We start from the raw sequence: 19,403 nt of genomic DNA, 5'->3' as shown, positions 1-19,403 counted from the left end.
AGCGTGGACCGCGGAACTTTGACCGTCCCCGTCGCGATGGTGATGACCGTCCCCGCCGTGACAGCGGCGACCGTCGTTCGTTCGGCAGCGACCGTGGTCCCAGGGAAGACCGTCCCGCCCGCGTCCCTAATGCCCGGGACATCCGCAGTTCCAACCGCCCTGACCGCGAGCGTTCACCGGAAATCGATCCCGATGTCACGGGACGCGAATTGGACCGGGCAACTGCCCATCAGATCAACACACTTGAAGACCAGAGTGCCGGCTGGGTTGCCAAGCACTTGGTCATGGCCGGCCGCTTGATTGATATTGAGCCCGAGCTTGCCTTCCAGCACGCCCTGGCAGCCAGCCGCCGTGGGGGTCGCTTGTCGGCGGTTCGCGAAGCTGTGGGGCTGACGGCGTATGCTGCCGGCCACTACGGGGAGGCTTTGCGGGAATTCCGCACCTACCGCCGGATCAGCGGCTCCAATGCGCACCTGCCGGTCATGGCCGACTGCGAGCGTGGACTGGGCCGCCCGGACCGTGCACTGGATATGGTCCGTTCACCCGAGGCCCAGGACCTCGATGCTCCCGGCAAGGTGGAATTGGCCATTGTGGCGTCGGGTGCCCGCGCGGACCTCAACCAGCTGGATGCGGCCGTCGCTGAGCTCGAGATTCCGCAGCTGGATATTAATCGTGCGTTCTCCTACAGCCCGCGGCTGTTCCGTGCCTATGCGGAAGCTCTGACGGCGGCAGGTCGTGCCGAGGAAGCCACCAAGTGGGAGCGCCAGGCTGTCGTTGCGGAGAACGCCCTCGGCGTCGGCGAGTTCGCTGAGCCCGAAATCGTTGACTTGGGCTGGGACGAGGAAGAAGAGGCGGCCGCGCGTAAGCCGCGTTTCCAGAAGACCGACGGCGGCACCGACGTCGTGCAGGCTGAACCGGAAACCGTCATTGCTGAAGCGGCGGCAGCGGACGCCGCCCACGACGACGTTGAAGTGGACGACGCCGAGTCGGACTACTTCGAGTCCGATGACACGGAATCGGACATCGACTCCATTGACGAGGACGCCGACGAAGAGCAGGAAGAGGGCCAAGAGGAAGCAGGAGAAGGCAACCGGAATGGCTGATTCACTGATTTCGGCGTACGACGCCGTCCTGTCCGACCTTGACGGCGTCGTTTATGCCGGACCGCATGCCATCCCGGGTGCCATCGAGTCGCTCCAGCGCCTCGCTTCCGTGGGTGTGGGTCTTGGTTACGTGACGAACAACGCGTCCCGGACTCCCGCGCAGGTTGCGGCGCATCTTCGTGAACTGGGCGCGCCTGCAGAGGACCATCAAGTGGTCAGCTCATCCCAGGCGGCGGGCGAATTGTTGGCGTCCATGTTGCCCCAGGGCGCACGCGTGCTCATTACGGGAAGCGCAGCCTTGGCGCACGAGATCGAACTGGTGGGCCTGAAGCCGGTACACAGCGCCGCTGAGAATCCGGTGGCAGTAGTACAGGGGTTCAGCCCGGAGCTTGGCTGGAAGGATCTGGCGGAAGCCTCGTATGTGGTGGCCGCCGGAGCCCAGTGGTTCGCAACGAATACGGACATGTCCATTCCGCAGGCCCGGGGCATCGCCCCCGGGAACGGCACTTTGGTTGCGGCTGTGGCGGCCGCCACCGGAAAGAAACCGCTGGTGGCAGGCAAGCCCGAGGCGCCACTTTTCCACGCCGCCGCAAAGCGGTTGAGCGCCGACCGGCCCTTGGTTGTGGGCGACCGGCTGGACACGGACATCCTGGGCGGCAACCGCGCCGGCTATGCCACCGCGGCTGTCCTGACCGGCGTCGACACCACCCACAGCATCCTGTCCGCCCGCGCCGATGAGCGGCCCACCTACCTGCTGGCCAACCTGCAGGACCTGTATGATCCGTATCCCCGTCTAACAAACGACGGTGGCACATACCACTGCGGTGCGGCATGGGCGACCGTCGTGGACGGGGAAGTCACTGTGGCGGGCCCGGAGGATAGCCTCGACGCCTGGCGTGCTGCCTGCGCTGCGTGGTGGGCGGCGGTTCCTGACGCTCCGGTGGCGCAGTCGCCGCGGCTTGTCTGGCAGGCTCACTAAACTGGCCTGATGAGCGATCCCACTGTTCCTGGGGAAGGCGAGGCCGTTGTTCGCTGGCCGGGTGTTCCTGAAGAGACCAATGACCCCGCGGTTGACCGCGCACTTGGCATCCTGGACGGGATACCGGAAGCTTCCGTGGCGGATCACGTGGACATCTATGCTGCCGTCCATGACTCCTTGCTCGAGGCGCTCGACGCTGAACCCGGGTTGCCTCCGGCCGCGCCCCGGGAAACACCCCGGAAACCGGAAGGTGACAGCTGACGCATGGCACGACTTGACCAGGAACTGGTTTCGCGTGGACTCGCGAGGTCCCGGACGCATGCGGCGAAACTGATCAGCGACGGCAAGGTGAGCTCGGGCGGCACGGTCTTGTCCAAAGCGTCCTTCCAGGTTGACGAGCTGGCGCAGCTGGACGTCGATGCCCATCCCGAGGACGTTTACGTCAGCCGGGCCGGCCATAAACTCGCTGGCGCTTTGGCGGCCTTTCCCGCGGTCGCCGTGGCTGGGCGCAGATGTCTGGACGCCGGTGCCTCCACGGGCGGGTTCACTGATGTGCTGCTTCGGCAGGGTGCGGCGGAAGTCGTCGCCGTGGATGTTGGGCACGGGCAGTTGGTCCAACCGCTCCGCGAGGACCCGCGAGTGGACGTCCACGAGGGCCTGAATGTCAGGTACTTGACTCCGGACCTGATCGGCGGGGTTGCAGCGTTGACTGTCGCGGATCTTTCCTTCATATCCCTGACCCTCGTCGTGGAGCCGTTGGCTGCCTGCACGGAGCCGGGTGGCGATTTGGTGCTGATGGTCAAGCCGCAGTTCGAAGTGGGCAAGGAACGGTTGAGCCGTACCGGCGTCGTTTCCTCGGACCATGAACGACGGCGGGCGGTTGCCCAGGTGGCGGGTGCTGCGGTCGATGCGGGGCTGGAGCTGAGGGGATTGGCTGCCAGCCCGTTGCCGGGGCAGGACGGAAACATTGAATACTTTCTGTGGATGAAACGCAGGATGTCCGTGCCCGTGCCTAAGATCGAAGGGCGGGACGAGGATGTTGCTGCGTTATTGAGAACACTCTGGCCGAACGACTAGGAAGCAGAATCCGAATGAGCAGGCACGTACTTGTCCTTGCCCACACCGGACGGGAGGAGTCCCTCCGGGCGGCGTGGGATGCGTGTACGCAGCTGCATTCGTCCGGGCTGGTGCCCGTCTTGCAGAAGTCGGAACTGGCGGACGTTGAGCGGTTCTTCGGCGCCGTGGACACGCCGATCGAGATCCTCCATGACCATGTCAGCCTGGAGGACGTGGAACTGGTGATGGTCCTTGGCGGCGACGGCACCATCCTGAGGGCCGCGGAGCTGGTCCGGGAAGTGGATGTCCCCCTCCTGGGGGTCAACCTCGGCCACGTGGGTTTCCTGGCAGAGAGCGAACGGGCGGATCTTGCCCAGACAGTGGAGTGGATCGCCAGCCGCCAGTACACGGTGGAAGAGCGCATGACCATCGATGTCCAGGTCTGGATCAAAGGTCAGAAGATCTGGCACACGTGGGCGCTGAACGAGGCAGCGATAGAGAAGGCAAACCGGGAACGGATGCTGGAGGTCGTCACGGAAGTGGATGAGCGGCCGCTGACGTCCTTCGGCTGCGACGGAGTGGTCCTGGCGACTCCGACCGGCTCCACAGCCTATGCGTTCTCCTCCGGGGGACCGGTGGTCTGGCCGGAAGTAGAGGCTCTGGTAATTGTGCCCATTAGTGCCCACGCCTTGTTCGCCAAACCCCTTGTGGTCTCGCCGAGTTCCAAGCTCGCCGTTGAAATCATGAACCGGACTGACGCGTTGGGCGTGCTGTGGTGCGATGGGCGGCGATCAGTCGACCTTCCTCCGGGAGCCCGCGTGGAGGTGACGCGGTCAGCAACCCCGGTACGGTTGGCCAGGACGCACAAGACGCCCTTCTCCGCCCGGTTGGTGCGGAAGTTCCAGTTGCCCATCCACGGCTGGCGTGGTCCCGCGCCACGGACCGGCGAGGTCCATACGGGGCCGATTCCCGTCATCCGTACCCCCTCTCCGGCGCCCCTTCCGAGCCCGCACGAGCTTGGGCCCGGTGAACCCTCCGATCCCACGAATGCGAAGTGAAGCATGCTTGAAGAACTCCGAATCCGTGACCTCGGCGTCATCACTGACGCCGCCCTTCCGCTTGGCCCGGGCCTCAGCGTCGTCACCGGTGAAACCGGCGCCGGAAAGACCATGGTGGTCACCGCCGTCGGGCTCCTCCTGGGCGCGCGTTCGGACGCCGGCGCGGTGCGCAGCGGGGCCAAGTCAGCGTCCGCCGAAGCAGTGCTCAAGTTGGACCCGGGGCACGCCGCCGTGGAGCGTGCCCGCGAAGCCGGCGGGGACGCGGAGGAGTTCGACGGCGTAGCGGAGTTGCTGCTGGCCCGCACGGTAGGCGCGGACGGACGCAGCCGTGCCCACGTTGGCGGACGGACGGCACCTGTGGGCGTCCTGGCGGAGCTGGGCGAGAGCCTGGTGGTGGTCCATGGCCAAACGGACCAGATCCGCTTGAAGGGGGCAGCCGCCCAACGCCATGCGCTGGATCGCTTCGCCGGGGCTGCCCTGGCCAAGTCCCTGGGGGAGTACCAGGACCTTTACCAGCACTGGAAGTCCATTCAAGGCGAACTGGAGACCCTGCGCAGCGAAGCGCGTGAGCGGCTCCGTGAAGCCGAGTCGCTGGAGGCGGCGCTGAGCGAAATTGACGGGATTGATCCCCAGCCCGGGGAAGACGAAGCCCTCAAGGCGGAAGCCGTGAAACTGGCCAACGTTGAGGAGCTGCGCCTGGCCGCCGCGTCCGCGCACGAGTCGCTCATCGCTGAGGAGTTCGGCGACGCGGGGGACGCGACCTCCTTGGTGGATGCTGCGAAGCGAACATTGGAACACGTTGCGGACCACGATGAAGCGCTGGGGGCTGCCGCTGCCCGCCTCGCGGAGGTAGGGTTCCTCCTCAACGACATCGCCGCCGAACTTTCCAGCTATCAGGCCACCTTGGATACCGAGGGGCCGGAGCGGCTCTCCGGAATCGAAGAACGGCGGGCTGCGCTGGCGAAGTTGATCCGCAAGTACGCGCCGAGCATTGACGAAGTGCTCGAGTGGGCGGCCACCGCGCGCACCAGGCTTGATGAGCTCCAAGACGACTCGAGCCGCATCGAGTCCTTGGACGCCGAGGTGTTGGCCTCCGAGGAAAAGCTCAAGAAATTGGCAGCTGCGATCACCAAGGCGCGTACCAAGGCAGCCAAGGATCTTTCAGCGCGGGTCAGTGCGGAGTTGAAGGCGCTTGCCATGGCTGACGCCACGCTGGTGATCAAGGTGGAGGACTCCGGATCCCTTGGCCCGTGGGGAGCCGATGAGATTGCGTTCCTGCTGCGCCCGCACTCGGGAGCTCCGGAGCGTCCGCTGGGGAAGGGCGCCTCGGGCGGTGAACTCTCACGCGTGATGCTGGCTATCGAAGTGGTGCTTGCCGCCGTCGATCCCGTCCCGACGTTCGTCTTCGACGAAGTGGACGCTGGCGTGGGCGGGCGGGCCGCCGTCGAGATCGGCCGCAGGTTGGCCATGCTGGCCCGCCACGTCCAGGTGCTGGTGGTGACCCACTTGCCGCAGGTTGCCGCTTTTGCCGACCAGCACATCCGGGTCACCAAGACGTCGGTTCGCGGGGCTGACGGGAAGACCACCACCGGGTTCACCTCGAGCGATGTGCAGTTGCTTTCAGAGGAAGAGCGGGTCAAAGAGCTGGCCCGCATGCTCGCCGGACAGGAAGACTCCGAGTCCGCCCAGGCACACGCACAGGAGCTCCTGGACGATGCAAAACTCCTGCCCCAACGGGCCTAGCGCCAAACTGGGAGCACAATCACATCCGCCAGATTTGTTCCCCGGGGCCTTGATTACTGGCAGGGAACCGGGCAACCATGGACCATTTGGGGAACCCGAACCGGACGCTTGGAAGGCGTAATTGATGATAAGCTCGAATTCCGTGGTGCAGCGATCAAATTCCCGTGTAAATTCCCGGTTCCCGGGCTCGTCCAAGACGACCAAACACATCTTCGTCACCGGTGGTGTGGCGTCCTCGCTCGGTAAGGGTCTGACGGCTTCCAGCCTCGGCCACCTGCTGCGGGCACGCGGTTTGTCTGTAACTATGCAGAAGCTCGATCCCTATCTGAACGTGGATCCGGGCACGATGAATCCCTTCCAGCACGGCGAAGTTTTCGTCACCGATGATGGTGCAGAGACCGACCTCGACATCGGACACTACGAACGCTTCCTCGACGAAAACCTCGAAGGCTCGGCCAACGTCACAACGGGCCAGGTCTACTCCACGGTCATTGCCAAGGAACGTCGCGGCGAATACCTCGGGGACACCGTCCAGGTCATTCCGCACATCACGGATGAAATCAAGCGCCGCATGCGCCTGCCCGCCGAGGGCAAGAACGCACCCGACGTCATCATCACGGAAATCGGCGGCACGGTGGGCGACATCGAGTCCCAGCCGTTCCTTGAGTCCGCACGCCAGGTGCGCCAGGACGTCGGCCGGAACAACGTGTTCTTCCTGCACGTTTCGCTGGTTCCGTACATCGGTCCGTCCCAGGAACTGAAGACCAAGCCGACGCAGCACTCAGTGGCAGCATTGCGTTCCATCGGCATCCAGCCCGAGGCGATCGTGATCCGTTCGGACCGTGAGGTGCCCGAGGCCATGCGTGAGAAGATCGGCCGCATGTGCGACGTCGACATCGACGCCGTGGTCAACGCAGCCGACGCGCCAAGCATCTATGACATCCCCAAGACCCTGCATTCCCAGGGGCTGGATTCCTACATCGTCCGGGCCCTGGACCTGCCGTTCAAGGACGTCGACTGGAGCAAGTGGGACAAGCTGCTCGAAGCCGTCCACAACCCGAAGCACCATGTGGAGATCGCCCTGGTGGGTAAGTACATCGACCTTCCTGATGCTTACCTTTCGGTGACCGAAGCCCTCCGTGCCGGCGGTTTCGCCAACGAGGCCAAGGTCAAGATCCGTTGGGTCCCCTCGGATGAGTGCGAAACGCTGGAAGGGGCCACCAAGTCACTGGCCGGCGTTGACGCCATTTGCGTGCCCGGAGGCTTCGGCATCCGCGGCCTTGAAGGCAAGCTGGGTGCGCTGAAGTTCGCCCGCGAAACCAAGCTCCCCGTTCTTGGCTTGTGCCTTGGCCTGCAGTGCATGGTGATCGAATACGCACGCAACGTCGTGGGCCTTGAAGGTGCATCCTCGAGCGAGTTCGAGCCCGACTCCAAGTACCCGGTCATTGCCACCATGGAAGAGCAGCTGGACATCGTGGAAGGCAAGGGAGACCTCGGCGGCACCATGCGCCTGGGACTCTACGAAGCCAAGCTCGACGAAGGCTCCGTGGTTGCCGAGACCTACGGCACCACCACTGTCAGCGAACGCCACCGGCACCGCTACGAGGTCAACAACAAATACCGTGATCAGATTGCGGCCCAGGGCCTGGTGTTCTCCGGTACCTCACCTGACGGCAAGCTGGTTGAGTACGTTGAGCTTCCCCGCGAAGTCCACCCGTACTACGTTGCTACGCAGGCCCACCCGGAGCTCAGCTCTCGTCCCACCCGTCCGCACCCGCTGTTTGCCGGACTGGTCAAGGCTGCGCTTGAGCGCCGCGAAGGTGCCGCTGTCGGGACCGATACCGGCGCCCGCGCGGTAGCTGCCAAGTAATAACCGAATAAGCAAAGGACGGCGCGATGCCCGGTACTTCTGAAACCCCCAACACGACACGGCAGGTTTCGGACGTGCCGAGCCCGCGCCGTCTTTTGTCTTCCAGCAAGGTCTACGAGGGCCGCATTTGGGACGTCGTCAGCGACGAATTCCAGCTGACGGAGGATACAGACGCGCTGGTCCGGGACTACATCGACCATCCCGGCGCGGTGGCAGTCCTGCCCATGAACGTGGACGGTGAAGTGCTCCTGCTCAAGCAGTACCGGCACCCGGTGGGCATGGACCTCTGGGAGATCCCGGCCGGGCTGTTGGACATCGAGGGGGAGGACTTCGTGGTGGGCGCTGCCCGCGAACTTGCCGAAGAAGCCGACCTCGTGGCTGCGACGTGGAACGTCCTGGTTGACTTCTTCAACTCACCAGGTTCCTCCAGCGAAGCCGTCCGTATCTACCTTGCCCGGGGGCTCACGGACGTGCCGGAGGCCGACCGCCACGTCCGGACGGACGAGGAAGCCGAAATCGAACTGCATTGGATTCCGTTGGAAGATGCCGTCCGCGCTGTGCTGGAGGGCAGGCTGCACAACCCCTCCGCAGTGCTGGGCATCCTGGCTGCCGCGGCGGCCAAGGCGGACGGCTTCAGCAGCCTGCGGCCTGCTGATGCTCCGTGGCCGGCCCACCCCAGCCAGCGCTGAGCATGCCCGGGCCCGGGGAGGCGCGCGCTGTCAACGGTGTTGACCGCGCAATGACTGACTATCTCCAGCACGTGGGGGTGGAGCGCGGGTTGGCTGCCAATACCCTGTCCGCCTACAAACGCGACCTCGCCCGCTACGCGAACTTTCTGGCCGCCCAGGGAGTATCCGGGCCCCGGGACATCACCAGGCACCATGTCACCGCCTTTGTGCAGGCGTTGTCCGACGGTTCCGATGGCGCGTCGGCACTGAACGTCCGCTCCGCAGCGCGCACTGTGGTGGCGGTCCGCGGATTGCATAAGTTCTGGGCGCTGGAAGGAATCACGACGGCGGATCCCGCCAGCGAGGTTCACCCGCCGATGCCGGGCAGGAGGCTTCCGAAGGCCATCACCGTGGACGAAGTAACGAGGATTCTGGAGGCAGCAGGCACCGACACTGCCACCGGACTACGGGACCGGGCCCTCCTGGAATTCCTGTATTCCACCGGTGCGCGCATCAGCGAGGCGGTCGGCCTGGACGTGGACGACGTTTCGCTGGACAGCACGGCAACCGACAGTACGGCAACCGACAGTACGGCAACCGACAGTACGTCAACGGACAGTACGTCAACGGACAGTACGTCAACGGACAGTGCGTCACCGGACGGCGGTGCACCGGACGGTGCGGTGGGCGAACCTGCGATCGTCAGGCTTTTCGGAAAGGGTTCCAAAGAGCGGCTGGTGCCGCTCGGTTCCTACGGTGCCCGGGCTATCAACGCCTACGTCGTCCGTGGACGGCCCGTCCTGGCCTCCAAGGGTAAGGGGACCCCGGCCTTGTTCCTCAATGCCCGCGGCGGAAGGATTTCCCGCCAGAGCGCCTGGACTATCCTCAAGGCTGCCGCGGAGAAAGCGAACATCACCAAGGACGTGTCACCACACACGCTGCGCCATTCCTTCGCAACCCACCTCCTGGAAGGTGGAGCGGACGTCCGGGTGGTGCAGGAATTGTTGGGCCATGCGTCAGTTACCACGACGCAGGTCTACACCCTGGTGACGGCAGATACTTTGCGGGAAGTCTACGCAGCGGCGCACCCCCGTGCCCTGGGCTGACCGTCCAGGATCCAGGCGCCCTACTCCAGAACGCTGATGGTGAGTTCCACGGCATCCACGAAGACCGCCAGCAGCGACGTTCCCAGCCCGGCAACCAGCAACAGTCCCGGATGGGCCAAACCCACAACTACCCTCTTCAGGTCCGGCCGGCGGCGCAGGAACTTCCTGGGGACGCGGGTCTTGAGCGGCACTTCCCGCCAGCCACGAAGCCGCCTCAGGAACCATGCGCAGCGGATGATGAAAGCCATCCACAGGACGGACAGCACCAACGGGACGGCCGCCAGCATCAGGTTGAAGCCCAGGGCAGTGACTTCTTTCTCCGAGTCCCCGATGAGGGTCTGGACCGTAGTGGAGATGGAAGCACTCATTACCACCGAAGCTGCCCAGACCATGAACGCCGCGACGAGTGCCAGGAACCTGACGAAGAAGTGGCCCAGCACCGTGGAATCCACTGCGCGCAGGTGGCTGCGGGGCGTTGCATGAAGGACGAACAGGGTGGAGACGATCGTGGGCAGCGCGGCAGCGAAGACCAGCAGGTACCACGTCCAGCCTGCCAGGTCCACCACCTCGTCCACGACGATCAGCCCGGCCCATACAACAGTCCATGCCCAACCGACGTACAGGGGGTGGGCTACAAGCCACTTGGGAAGCCGGACATCACGGTTCGGAGCTTTTTGCTGTGGCTTACCCGGAGCCTTAGTTGCTTCGGGGTCAGTGGTCAACGTTTCCCGGGCTTCGGCTGCCCCCGGCTCCGCGATGGTTCCGCTGTCGCCGCCGGCGGCTGTGGCCGCGCGCATTTCACCCCCGGAGTTGTTCATGCGCTCACTGTAGCAATGGCGGCACCGGCGGGGGATATCGGGTTAAGGTGGGCTGCATGACAGCAGCCCACGTGACTCTTTGCTTCCTTCTTCGAAACGACGCCGAGGGAGAGCACGTCCTGCTTGGTACCAAGAAAACGGGCTTCGGAAGCGGGAAGGTCGTAGGCGTCGGAGGGCACGTGGAGCCCGGCGAAACAGCCGTGGAAGCAGCCGTCCGCGAGGTCATGGAAGAGATCAACGTCGTGGTCAGGGCAGCGGACCTCGTCCAGGCGGGAACAGTCGACTTCATCTTCCCTGCCCGGCCTGAATGGAACATGGCCACTACCGTCTATTTGACGCGTACCTGGATAGGGGAGCCATCGGAAAGCGATGAGATCGCCCCTGACTGGTATCCGGTGGCGCAGCTTCCCGTGGAACGCATGTGGGCGGACGCCGAACACTGGCTGCCTGCCATGATCGCGGGGCAACGGATCGCAGTGCAGGTTGACCTTGCGCCGGACAACCAGAGCGTCGCGAGCGTTTACACCGTCGCCTGGTCGGGCAGCTAAGGGCACCGGAACAAAGCGGGGACTCGTGCATGCGAACGACGGCGGCCCCTCCACGTTAAGGTGGCAGGACCGCCGTCGTTTGTGGTGCTTGCACACCCGAGTACTGCTTTCCAACCCCGGTATTAGGGGACGTGGCGCTCTTCCGGGCCGTTGTATTCGCTGAGCGGCCGGATCAGGGAGTTGGATGCCAGCTGCTCCATGACGTGGGCGGTCCACCCGGTGATGCGGCTGGCTACAAACAACGGCGTGAAGGTTTGGGTGTCAAAGCCCATCAGGTGGTACGTGGGTCCGGCCGGGTAGTCGAGGTTCGGCTTGATGGCCTTGGCCTCGTCCATGGCCTGCTCGAGGCCGTTGTAGAGGCCCAGGAGTTCCGGACGGCCGTAGTGGGCGATCATCTTGTCCAAGGCGGCCTTCATGGTGGGAACGCGTGAGTCGCCGTGCTTGTAGACGCGGTGACCGAAACCCATGATCTTCTTCTTTTGGGCGAGGGCTTCTTCCATCCAGGAGCGGGCCCTGGCCGCGGCTTCTTCGAGTGTTTCTTCGCTGCGGATGCCGATCTCGTCGAAGGTGTGCATGACAGCTTCGTTGGCGCCGCCGTGCAGGGGTCCCTTGAGCGCCCCTATGGCTGCGGTCACGGCAGAGTGCAGGTCGGACAACGTCGAGGTCACCACGCGGGCGGTGAACGTCGAGGCATTGAATGAGTGCTCCGCGTAGAGGATCATCGAGACGTTGAAAGCCTCTACCACCTCGTCAACGGGTTCCTCACCGAATGTCATCCAGAGGAAGTTGGCTGAGTAGTCCAGGTCCTCCCGGGGTTCAACGACGTCCTCACCCCTGCGGCGGCGCTGGTCGTAGGCCACCACGGCAGGCATGGCAGCCCACAGGTCGATGGCCTTCTTCATGTTGGCCTCGGGACTGGAGTCCTCGGCGAGTTCGTGGCGCGCGCCGAGCACCGACGCTGCGGTACGGCAGACGTCCATGGGGTGCGCGGTGGTGGGAAGCGTGTCGATCACGGTCTTGACCACGGGATCCAAGGCGCGGCCGGCGCGCTCGCGGGCTGTGAATTCAGCCAGTTGGGCCTTATCCGGGAGTTCACCGTTCCAGAGGAGATAGGCAACCTCCTCGAAGCTGCACTTGGCGGCCAGCTCCTGGACCGGGTAGCCGCGGTACAGCAGCGAGTTCGTCTCCGGGTTGACCTTGGAGACTGCGGTGTAATCCACCACGACTCCGGCGAGGCCCTTCTTGATGTCAACATCTGCCATGTTGAACTCCTTCGTTCTAGTGCCGGCCGCCGGAAGATTCCGGTGGCCAGCGTCCCCTTGTTGGTACGGGCCTAGCGGATGCCAGGAACCTGGAAATTGAAAACGCCGGTATCGAACTGGTTGTATGCCTCGTAGTCCACGAGTTCGTAGAGGCGAGCGCGCGTGAGCATGTTCTCTACTTGCGCCTCTTGGGTCCCCGCAGTCTTGATCGTTTCCAGAGTACGCTCTGCTGCGCCCATGGCAATGCGGAGGAGGGTGACGGGGTAGATGACCATGTTCACGCCGACGTCCTGCAGTTGCTGGACCGTGAAGAGCTCGCTTTTTCCGAACTCGGTCATGTTGGCCAGGATGGGCACGTCCACGGCATCACGGATGGCCTGGAATTCGGCGAGGTCGCGCATGGCTTCGGGGAAGATCGCGTCGGCGCCGGCGTCCACGAGTGCTTTGGCACGATCCTTCGCGGCCTCCAAACCGTCGACGGCGCGGACGTCGGTGCGGGCCATGATGAGGAAGTTCGTATCGCGGCGGGCGTCGGCTGCGGCGCGGATGCGTTTGGTCGCGGTGTCGAGGTCCACGACGTTCTTGCCGTCGAGGTGGCCGCAGCGTTTGGGGTTGAACTGGTCCTCGATGTGGCAGCCGGCCAGGCCGGCGTTTTCGAGTTCCTGGATGGTGCGGGCCACGTTCATGGGTTCACCGAATCCGGTGTCCGCGTCCACGAGGGAGGGCAGGTCCGTCATCCGGGCGATCTGTCCTGCGCGGGTGGCGACTTCGGTAAGGGTGGTCAGGCCGATGTCGGGGAGGCCGAGGTCGTTGGCCAGGACGGCCCCGGAGATGTAGACGCCGGCGAAGCCTTTCTCCTCGATCAAGCGTGCGGAGAGCGGATTGAACGCGCCGGGGAATTGCTGCACGGTTCTTGAGCCCAGCAGTTCCCGCAGCTTTAACCGCTTCTGTTCGGGAGTGGTCTTGGAATACAGCATTTAGAACAGTCCCTTCGGAGCTGCTTCGAGGTTGATCACGCCGGGGGCGGCGGTGATGTTGAGCTGGTCCAGTTCGCCGGCGCCGAGTTCGGTGACGCGTTCGACGGCGGCGAGGAACCGTTCGATCTCAGCCTCCTCGACCAGTCCGGCGGCGAGGGTTCGGAACTTGTTGACGTACTGTTCGCGGGCGAACGGCCGGGCACCGAGCGGGTGGGCATCGGCGACGGCGATTTCGTCGGTGATGACCGTGCCGTCCTTGAGCGTGATGACCACGGTGCCGCCGAAGGCTTTCTCCGCGATGTCCAGGGAGTGGTAGCGGCGGGTCCATTCCGGGTCTTCCTCGGTGGTGACCTTGTGCCAGAGTTCCACGGTGTCCGGGCGGGCGGCGCGTTCGGGGGCGTAGGAGTCCACGTGGTGCCAGGCGCCGTCCTGCAGGGCGACGGTGAAGATGTACGGGATGGAGTGGTCCAGGGTTTCCCGGGAAGCGGTCGGGGAGTACTTCTGGGGATCGTTCGCTCCCGAGCCGATCACGTAGTGGGTGTGGTGGCTGGTCTTGATCAGCACGGATTCAACGTTGGCCGGATCGGTGGTTTCCGGGTGTTCGCGGTTGAGCTTGCGGGCCAAGTCGATCCAGGCCTGGGCCTGATATTCGGCCGAGTGTTCCTTGGTGTAGGTGTCCAGGATGGCGCGCTTCGCTTCACCCTTTTCCGGCAGCGGCACTTCGTAGGAGGCGTCGGGGCCATCGAGCATCCAGGCGATCACGCCGTCTTCGCCTTCGTAGATCGGCACGGGGGAGGTCTGTCCGCGCATGGCACGGTCGGCGGATTCAATGGCCATCTTGCCGGCGAAGGCGGGTGCATGGGCCTTCCACGTGGAGATCTCGCCCTTGCGGGACTGCCGGGTGGCGGTGGTGGTGTGCAGGGCCTGGCCCACGGACTGGAAGATGGTCTCCACGTCCAGGCCAAGCAGGGTTCCGATGCCGGCGGCGGCCGAGGGACCGAGGTGGGCCACATGGTCGATCTTGTGCTTGTGCAGGCAGATGGCCTTGACCAGGTTCACCTGGATTTCATAGCCGGTGGCGATCGCCCGGACGAGGTCGGCACCGTTGGCCCCGGTGTGCTGGGCAACGGCCAGGATCGGGGGAATGTTGTCGCCGGGGTGGGAGTAATCGGCGGCCAGGAAGGTGTCGTGGTAATCCAGTTCCCGTACCGCCACGCCGTTGGCCCAGGCGGCCCATTCCGGGGAGACCCGCTCATGGATGCCGAACACCTTGGCGCCCTTGCCGTTGGCGGAGGGGCCGTGGGCCAGTGCCTGCGCCCTCGCGGCAACGATCGGTGCACGGTTCAGCGAAGCAATTGCCACGGAGGCATTGTCGATGATCCGGTTGATCACCATCTCCGTCACTTCCGGCGTCACGTCTACGGGGTCAGCCGCAACCACCGCGATCTTGTGCGCCAGCTGCTCCTCACGGGGCAGGTTCTCCTCGGACTTGTAAACACGAACGTGGTGGTTCCGGACCATGGTGCTCCTTCGGGTAGGGCGTTTCAGCGTGCCGCGTATGTGGCTTTGAGATGGGTAAGGCTGCGGTGCAGGTGGACGGTGGTAGCCGCTTCAGCCAGCCGGCTGTTTCCGGCAGCTATGGCTTCGGCGATGGCAGCGTGCTCTCCGGACGCCGCCTTTAGCCGCGCCGTGTCGTCGGCCGCGAGGCGCCGTACCCGGACCAAGTGCACGCGCAGGTTGCGCATGGCTTGGGCCAGGTAGGAATTTGCGATGGCGGCGTCCATGGCGTCATCCAGCCGGCTGACCAGGGCGTAGTAGTCGCGGCGCGCAGGGTCTTCGCTGCTAAGCAGTTCAGGCGCCCGGAGGAGTTGGGCCTGTAAGTCCGCAAACACGGCGGGTTCCCCGCGAACGGCAGCGAGGGCAGCTGCGCGGACCTCAAGGGTTTCGCGCAGTTCGAAAAGTTCATCGATGCTGTCGAGGGAGATGTCGGTGACGACGACGCCGCGGCCGCCTGCCGCCGTCGTCAGTCCTTCTGCGGTCAGCCGGCCCAATGCCTCCCGAAGGGGAGTGCGGGACACGCCAAGCCGCTCGGATTGCTCCACCTCGGCCAGGACCGCCCCGGGACGAAGACGCCACTCAATGATGTCCTCCCGGAGGGTGGCGTAAGCCCGGTCACTAGCGCGCATGACGCCAGTGTATACATCAAGGCCCCTTAAGCGCTAGTGATCTACTCTGCACGGGTTGAATGTATACAAAGGGGCGTTAGGTCCGGTTCCAGCCGTATTCGTTCTCCGGGCGCCCCGGCGTGCCGTACCTGGGCGCCCGGGTGACAGTTCCGGCGTCGGCGAGGTACTCGAGGTAGCGACGCGCCGTGACCCGGGACATCCCGAGCGCTTCCATTACTTCGTTCGCCGACACCGGTCCCGGGTTGCCCCGGACGAACTCCTTCACCATGTCAAGGGAAGACCCGGACAGCCCTTTTGGCAGGGGCAGTTCCGTGGGGGCCCGGAGGCTGGCGAACGCCTGGTCCACGTCGCTTTGGGAGGCGCCGGCTTTCGACGTGCCCGCGGCGGGGCCGGCCAATTGGTCCCGGAAGGTGCGGTAGCTGTTGAGCTTGTCGGCGAAGGTGGCGTAGGTGAAGGGTTTGATCAGGTACTGCACGACCCCGATCGACACCGCACTCCGGACGATGCTGAGTTCGCGGACCGCAGTGATGGCGATGATGTCAGCGAATATTCCGGCCGAACGCATGCGCCGCGCGACGTCCAGGCCGTGCAGGTCCGGCAGGTTCATATCCAGGAGCACGAGGTCCACGGGCGCGCCGGACGCGGAAAACTCGCCCAGGATCCGGAGCGCCGACTGTCCATCCGCCGCAGTGCCGACCAGCGTAAAGCCCTCAACCCTGCCGACGTAAGTGGAATGTGCGTCCGAGGCAATGGGTTCGTCCTCGACCACCAGAACGCGGATGTCCGTCATGCCTTCTCTTCCTTGGGAACGGGCGCGGGCAGTACAACATGGAAGCGGGCGCCTCCGGTGCCGTCAACCGACCCCTCGCCACCATCGGTAAGCCCCCGGTTGTCGATGGACATCCTACCGTTCAGCCGCCGGACAGCCTGGCGGACCAGGGCCAGCCCGACGCCCCTGCCGTGGCCGCCGCGGGGATCGTGCGGGGACTTGGTGCTGTAGCCGTACTGCAGGATGTCGTCAATGGAGGTCGGGTCGATCCCGGGGCCCGAGTCCCGGACGGTAAGTTCGACGACGGCGTCCCCGGCGCCCACGGCCAACTCCACCTTCCGGGGCGGCTCGCCGGCGGCCGCGGCGTCGATCGCGTTGTCCAGCAGGTTTCCGAGGATGGTCACCAGGTCCTGGATTTCCACGCCGCGCACGTTGGCCTTGCCCGATGTCCGGACGGAAAGTTCCACTCCACGTTCGTGGGCTTCCGCGGCTTTCCCCATCACCAGCGCACTCATGACCGGCTCGTCGACGGAAGCCAGCATGTCGTCGGTCAATTGCTGGCTCAGCTCCAAATCCTTGGTGGCGAATTCCAAGGCCTCCGGCGTGCGGCCCAATTCCAGGAGGGACACGATCATGTGAAGCCGGTTGGCGTGTTCGTGGGTCTGTGCCCGCAGCGCGTCGGACAGTGTCTTCATGGTTTCCAGTTCCGTGCCGAGCGACTCGATCTCCGTACGGTCCCGGATGGTGGCAACGGTGCCGTACACGGCGGGCTTTTGCCGGTTTCGCGTGGTGGTCGGTCCGGCAGCAGGGGCCTGGTTGACCACCAGGATGCGCGAACCCGTCAAGTGGATCTCGTCATGGGCGGGCCTGCCGGACTCAAACAATGCTTTGAGGCTGCCTTCCAGCGGAAGCTCGCTGAGTCGTGGAGCCTGGTCGGGGGAGCGGTCGGCAGCCGCGGGCTGGAGTCCCAGCAGCTCTGCGGCCTGGTCGTTGTACATCACCGCTTTGCCCTGCGTGTCGATGAGGATGAGTCCCTCCCGGACCGAATGCAGGACCGATTCGTAATAGGCGAACAGCTGGGCAAGCTGTTCAGGACCCCAGCCGCGGGTAACTGTACGTAGGTAGCGGCCCAGCAGCCAGGATGCGAAGGAACCGAAGATCAGCACACCTATGGCGATGCCGCCAATGACCCCCAGCCGTTGGGCCAGGTCCGTGTCCACGGTGCGGACAGTGACACCGGCGGCCACCAAGGCCTTCACGGTGCCCTCCGGGTCCTTGACGGGGGCAATGGTCCGGACGGAAGGCCCAAGCGTGCCGGCCGTAACTTCCGTAAACGTTTCGCCCCGCAGCGCCGGCTCAATGGTCCCTATGTACGCCCCTCCGATTTCCTCGGGCCGGGGGTGGGTCCAGCGTGTCCTGTCCGGCGCCATGATGGTGATGAAGTCGGCCTCGGCGTCGGCCGTCACCTCCATTGCGTAGGGCTGCAGGGAAGCTGTCGGATCAGGTGCGGCGGCGGCCTGCAGCACAAAGGGGTTGTTGGCTATGGACGTAGCGATGGCCCGCATCCGGATGCCTGCATCGTCGTACGCCCGGTCGCGGGCCTCCACCACCGAGAAGGCGCCGAACACCGCGGTGAGGACCAGGACGAACAGCAAGTTCGCCACGAACAAGCGGCGGGCAATACTCCAGCTGTGAAACACGTGTGGCCTCCCATGACCAATATGACCGCAACGGTGATACGTGTCACCACTGGCTGAATGATGGATATCACACAAGGACAGCGGAGTGGGCTGGCAAGCAGCACCGCGGCGCCTTACACAGTATCCAGAAGGAGAATCCAATGACCTCTCAACGAGGAGAGTCGGCAGTCGCCGCCGCAGGAGGGCGTAAGGGGCTCGACAAGTCGCATTACCTCTACATCGCCGTCATCCTGGCCGTAGTCCTTGGAGCCGTGGTGGGCCTCGTGTTCCCCGAAGCAGGGAAATCGCTCAAGCCGCTCGGCGACGGCTTCATCAAGTTGATCAAGATGATGATCGCGCCCGTGATCTTCTGCACCATCGTCCTGGGCATCGGCTCCATCGCCAAGGCAGCCACCGTCGGAAAGGTCGGCGGACTTGCCTTGGGCTACTTCGTGGCCATGTCCACCTTCGCCCTCGCCATCGGCCTGGTAGTGGGTAACCTGATCCATCCCGGAGAAGGGCTGAAGCTCACTCCCTATGACCCCAACAAGAAGGCCGCAACGGACAGCACTGTGGACTTCCTCCTCGGGATCATCCCGGGCGATATCCCGGTCCTGCCGACGCTGCTCGCGGCTATCCTGGTAGGTTTCGCACTCCAGAAGATGGGCAAGCAGGGCCAGCCGATCCTCAACGCCATCGGCCACGGCCAGCGATTGGTCTTCCGCATCCTCATCATGATCATGTGGCTCGCCCCGGTAGGCGCCTTCGGTGCCATCGCCGCCGTCGTCGGTGCAACCGGCGCCCAGGCGATCCTGAGCATGTTCACGCTGATGCTCGCCTTCTACATCACCTGCGCACTGTTCATCGTGGTCATCCTCGGCACCTTGCTCCGCACGGTCGCCGGCGTCAATATCTTCAAGCTGATGAAGTACCTTGCCCGCGAGTACCTCCTCATCTTCTCCACGTCATCTTCCGAAGCTGCCCTTCCGCGCCTCATTGCCAAGATGGAACACCTCGGTGTCTCCAAGCCCGTGGTCGGCGTCACGGTTCCCACCGGTTACTCCTTCAACCTCGACGGAACTGCGATCTACCTGACAATGGCCTCGCTGTTCGTCGCCAACGCCATGGGCACGCCCCTTGACCTCGGCGCGCAGATCTCCCTGCTGGTCTTCATGATCATCGCTTCCAAGGGCGCAGCAGGCGTCACCGGAGCAGGCCTGGCCACCCTGGCCGCCGGTCTCCAGGCCCACAAGCCCGAACTCCTCGGCGGCGTGGGAATGATCGTTGGCATCGACCGCTTCATGTCCGAGGCCCGGGCCCTGACCAACTTCACGGGCAACGCCGTGGCCACCGTCCTCATCGGCACTTGGGTCAAGGAGATCGACTCAACCCAGGTCAACCAGGTTCTGAGCGGAAATGCACCGTTCGACGAGCAAACCATGATGGCTCACGACGAGGTGGCCGAAGCTCCCCAGGAACGGGAAAAGGCTTCTGTCTAGCTCCTTGTTGCACCAAGGAAGGCCGGTACCCGCAAGGGCGCCGGCCTTTCCCGTGTCCGGATGGACCGACGTGAAAGACAAG

17 protein-coding genes and 1 pseudogene are annotated in these 19,403 nt (G+C 64.5%); 11 read left to right on the top strand and 7 right to left on the bottom strand.

All coding sequences use genetic code 11. The features are described 5' to 3' along the window. The 9 genes and pseudogenes from OCL88_RS12085 to OCL88_RS12045 form a co-directional block, all read left to right on the top strand. Positions 1 to 1,103, top strand: a pseudogene (locus OCL88_RS12085) (hypothetical protein); the annotation flags it as partial. Further along, positions 1,096 to 2,082, top strand: coding sequence for an HAD-IIA family hydrolase (locus tag OCL88_RS12080; RefSeq protein WP_264962666.1), 987 nt, complete (start codon positions 1,096 to 1,098; stop codon positions 2,080 to 2,082). The pseudogene OCL88_RS12085 and the gene OCL88_RS12080, both read left to right, overlap by 8 nt. A 9-nt stretch (positions 2,083 to 2,091) precedes the next feature. Then, positions 2,092 to 2,343, top strand: coding sequence for a hypothetical protein (locus OCL88_RS12075; RefSeq protein WP_264962665.1), 252 nt, complete (start codon positions 2,092 to 2,094; stop codon positions 2,341 to 2,343). A gap of 3 nt (positions 2,344 to 2,346) precedes the next feature. Further along, positions 2,347 to 3,159 carry a TlyA family RNA methyltransferase gene (locus tag OCL88_RS12070; RefSeq protein WP_264962664.1) on the top strand — a complete coding sequence of 271 codons (813 nt, stop codon included), beginning with the start codon at positions 2,347 to 2,349 and terminating at the stop codon, positions 3,157 to 3,159. Positions 3,160 to 3,173: 14 nt separating this feature from the next. Continuing rightward, the gene (locus OCL88_RS12065; RefSeq protein WP_021473420.1) at positions 3,174 to 4,196 is read left to right on the top strand and encodes an NAD kinase; all 1,023 of its coding nucleotides are present in this window, start codon (positions 3,174 to 3,176) and stop codon (positions 4,194 to 4,196) included. A gap of 3 nt (positions 4,197 to 4,199) precedes the next feature. Continuing rightward, a complete protein-coding gene (gene recN, locus OCL88_RS12060) occupies positions 4,200 to 5,939 on the top strand; it encodes a DNA repair protein RecN (protein WP_264962663.1) in 1,740 nt (579 codons plus the stop codon). A gap of 124 nt (positions 5,940 to 6,063) precedes the next feature. After that, positions 6,064 to 7,809 (top strand): CTP synthase, encoded by a 1,746-nt coding sequence (locus tag OCL88_RS12055; RefSeq protein ID WP_264962662.1) that lies wholly within the window; start codon positions 6,064 to 6,066, stop codon positions 7,807 to 7,809. Positions 7,810 to 7,835: 26 nt separating this feature from the next. Next, positions 7,836 to 8,498 carry an NUDIX domain-containing protein gene (locus OCL88_RS12050; RefSeq protein ID WP_264962661.1) on the top strand — a complete coding sequence of 221 codons (663 nt, stop codon included), beginning with the start codon at positions 7,836 to 7,838 and terminating at the stop codon, positions 8,496 to 8,498. 2 nt (positions 8,499 to 8,500) lie between these two features. Then, complete coding sequence (locus OCL88_RS12045; protein ID WP_264962670.1) at positions 8,501 to 9,583, top strand: site-specific tyrosine recombinase XerD; 1,083 nt, start codon at positions 8,501 to 8,503, stop codon at positions 9,581 to 9,583. A 20-nt stretch (positions 9,584 to 9,603) separates the two neighbouring features. Here OCL88_RS12045 and OCL88_RS12040 read toward each other — a convergent pair whose 3' ends face one another. Further along, positions 9,604 to 10,401: a hypothetical protein gene (locus OCL88_RS12040; RefSeq protein ID WP_264962660.1), complete on the bottom strand. Its 798-nt coding sequence runs from the start codon at positions 10,399 to 10,401 to the stop codon at positions 9,604 to 9,606. A gap of 56 nt (positions 10,402 to 10,457) precedes the next feature. Here OCL88_RS12040 and OCL88_RS12035 point away from each other — a divergent pair, with 56 nt between their 5' ends. Continuing rightward, on the top strand, positions 10,458 to 10,949 hold the full coding sequence (locus OCL88_RS12035; RefSeq protein ID WP_166184077.1) for an 8-oxo-dGTP diphosphatase: 492 nt from the start codon (positions 10,458 to 10,460) through the stop codon (positions 10,947 to 10,949). A 122-nt stretch (positions 10,950 to 11,071) separates the two neighbouring features. On the opposite strand, the gene OCL88_RS12030 is transcribed toward OCL88_RS12035, so the two are convergent. From OCL88_RS12030 to OCL88_RS12005, 6 genes are all read right to left on the bottom strand, one after another. Continuing rightward, positions 11,072 to 12,211 (bottom strand): bifunctional 2-methylcitrate synthase/citrate synthase, encoded by a 1,140-nt coding sequence (locus OCL88_RS12030; protein WP_264962659.1) that lies wholly within the window; start codon positions 12,209 to 12,211, stop codon positions 11,072 to 11,074. 71 nt (positions 12,212 to 12,282) lie between these two features. Then, complete coding sequence (gene prpB / locus OCL88_RS12025) at positions 12,283 to 13,188, bottom strand: methylisocitrate lyase (RefSeq protein WP_264962658.1); 906 nt, start codon at positions 13,186 to 13,188, stop codon at positions 12,283 to 12,285. Continuing rightward, positions 13,189 to 14,709, bottom strand: a complete 1,521-nt coding sequence (locus OCL88_RS12020; RefSeq protein WP_264962657.1) for an MmgE/PrpD family protein — start codon at positions 14,707 to 14,709, stop codon at positions 13,189 to 13,191. It abuts the gene before it with no gap. Positions 14,710 to 14,732: 23 nt separating this feature from the next. Continuing rightward, positions 14,733 to 15,374 (bottom strand): GntR family transcriptional regulator, encoded by a 642-nt coding sequence (locus OCL88_RS12015; protein WP_264962656.1) that lies wholly within the window; start codon positions 15,372 to 15,374, stop codon positions 14,733 to 14,735. A 76-nt stretch (positions 15,375 to 15,450) separates the two neighbouring features. After that, positions 15,451 to 16,164, bottom strand: a complete 714-nt coding sequence (locus tag OCL88_RS12010; RefSeq protein WP_264962655.1) for a response regulator — start codon at positions 16,162 to 16,164, stop codon at positions 15,451 to 15,453. Further along, on the bottom strand, positions 16,161 to 17,843 hold the full coding sequence (locus OCL88_RS12005) for a sensor histidine kinase (RefSeq protein ID WP_264962654.1): 1,683 nt from the start codon (positions 17,841 to 17,843) through the stop codon (positions 16,161 to 16,163). Before OCL88_RS12005 ends, OCL88_RS12010 begins: the two co-directional genes overlap by 4 nt. A gap of 140 nt (positions 17,844 to 17,983) precedes the next feature. On the opposite strand from OCL88_RS12005, the gene OCL88_RS12000 reads away from it, so the two are divergent. Continuing rightward, positions 17,984 to 19,321 carry a cation:dicarboxylate symporter family transporter gene (locus OCL88_RS12000; protein ID WP_021473407.1) on the top strand — a complete coding sequence of 446 codons (1,338 nt, stop codon included), beginning with the start codon at positions 17,984 to 17,986 and terminating at the stop codon, positions 19,319 to 19,321. Positions 19,322 to 19,403: the final 82 nt, after the last annotated feature.

This window comes from Paenarthrobacter sp. PAE-2 (assembly GCF_026013155.1).
In the GTDB taxonomy this organism is placed as follows: domain Bacteria; phylum Actinomycetota; class Actinomycetes; order Actinomycetales; family Micrococcaceae; genus Arthrobacter; species Arthrobacter ureafaciens.
This window is presented reverse-complemented; position numbering and strand designations above follow the sequence as displayed.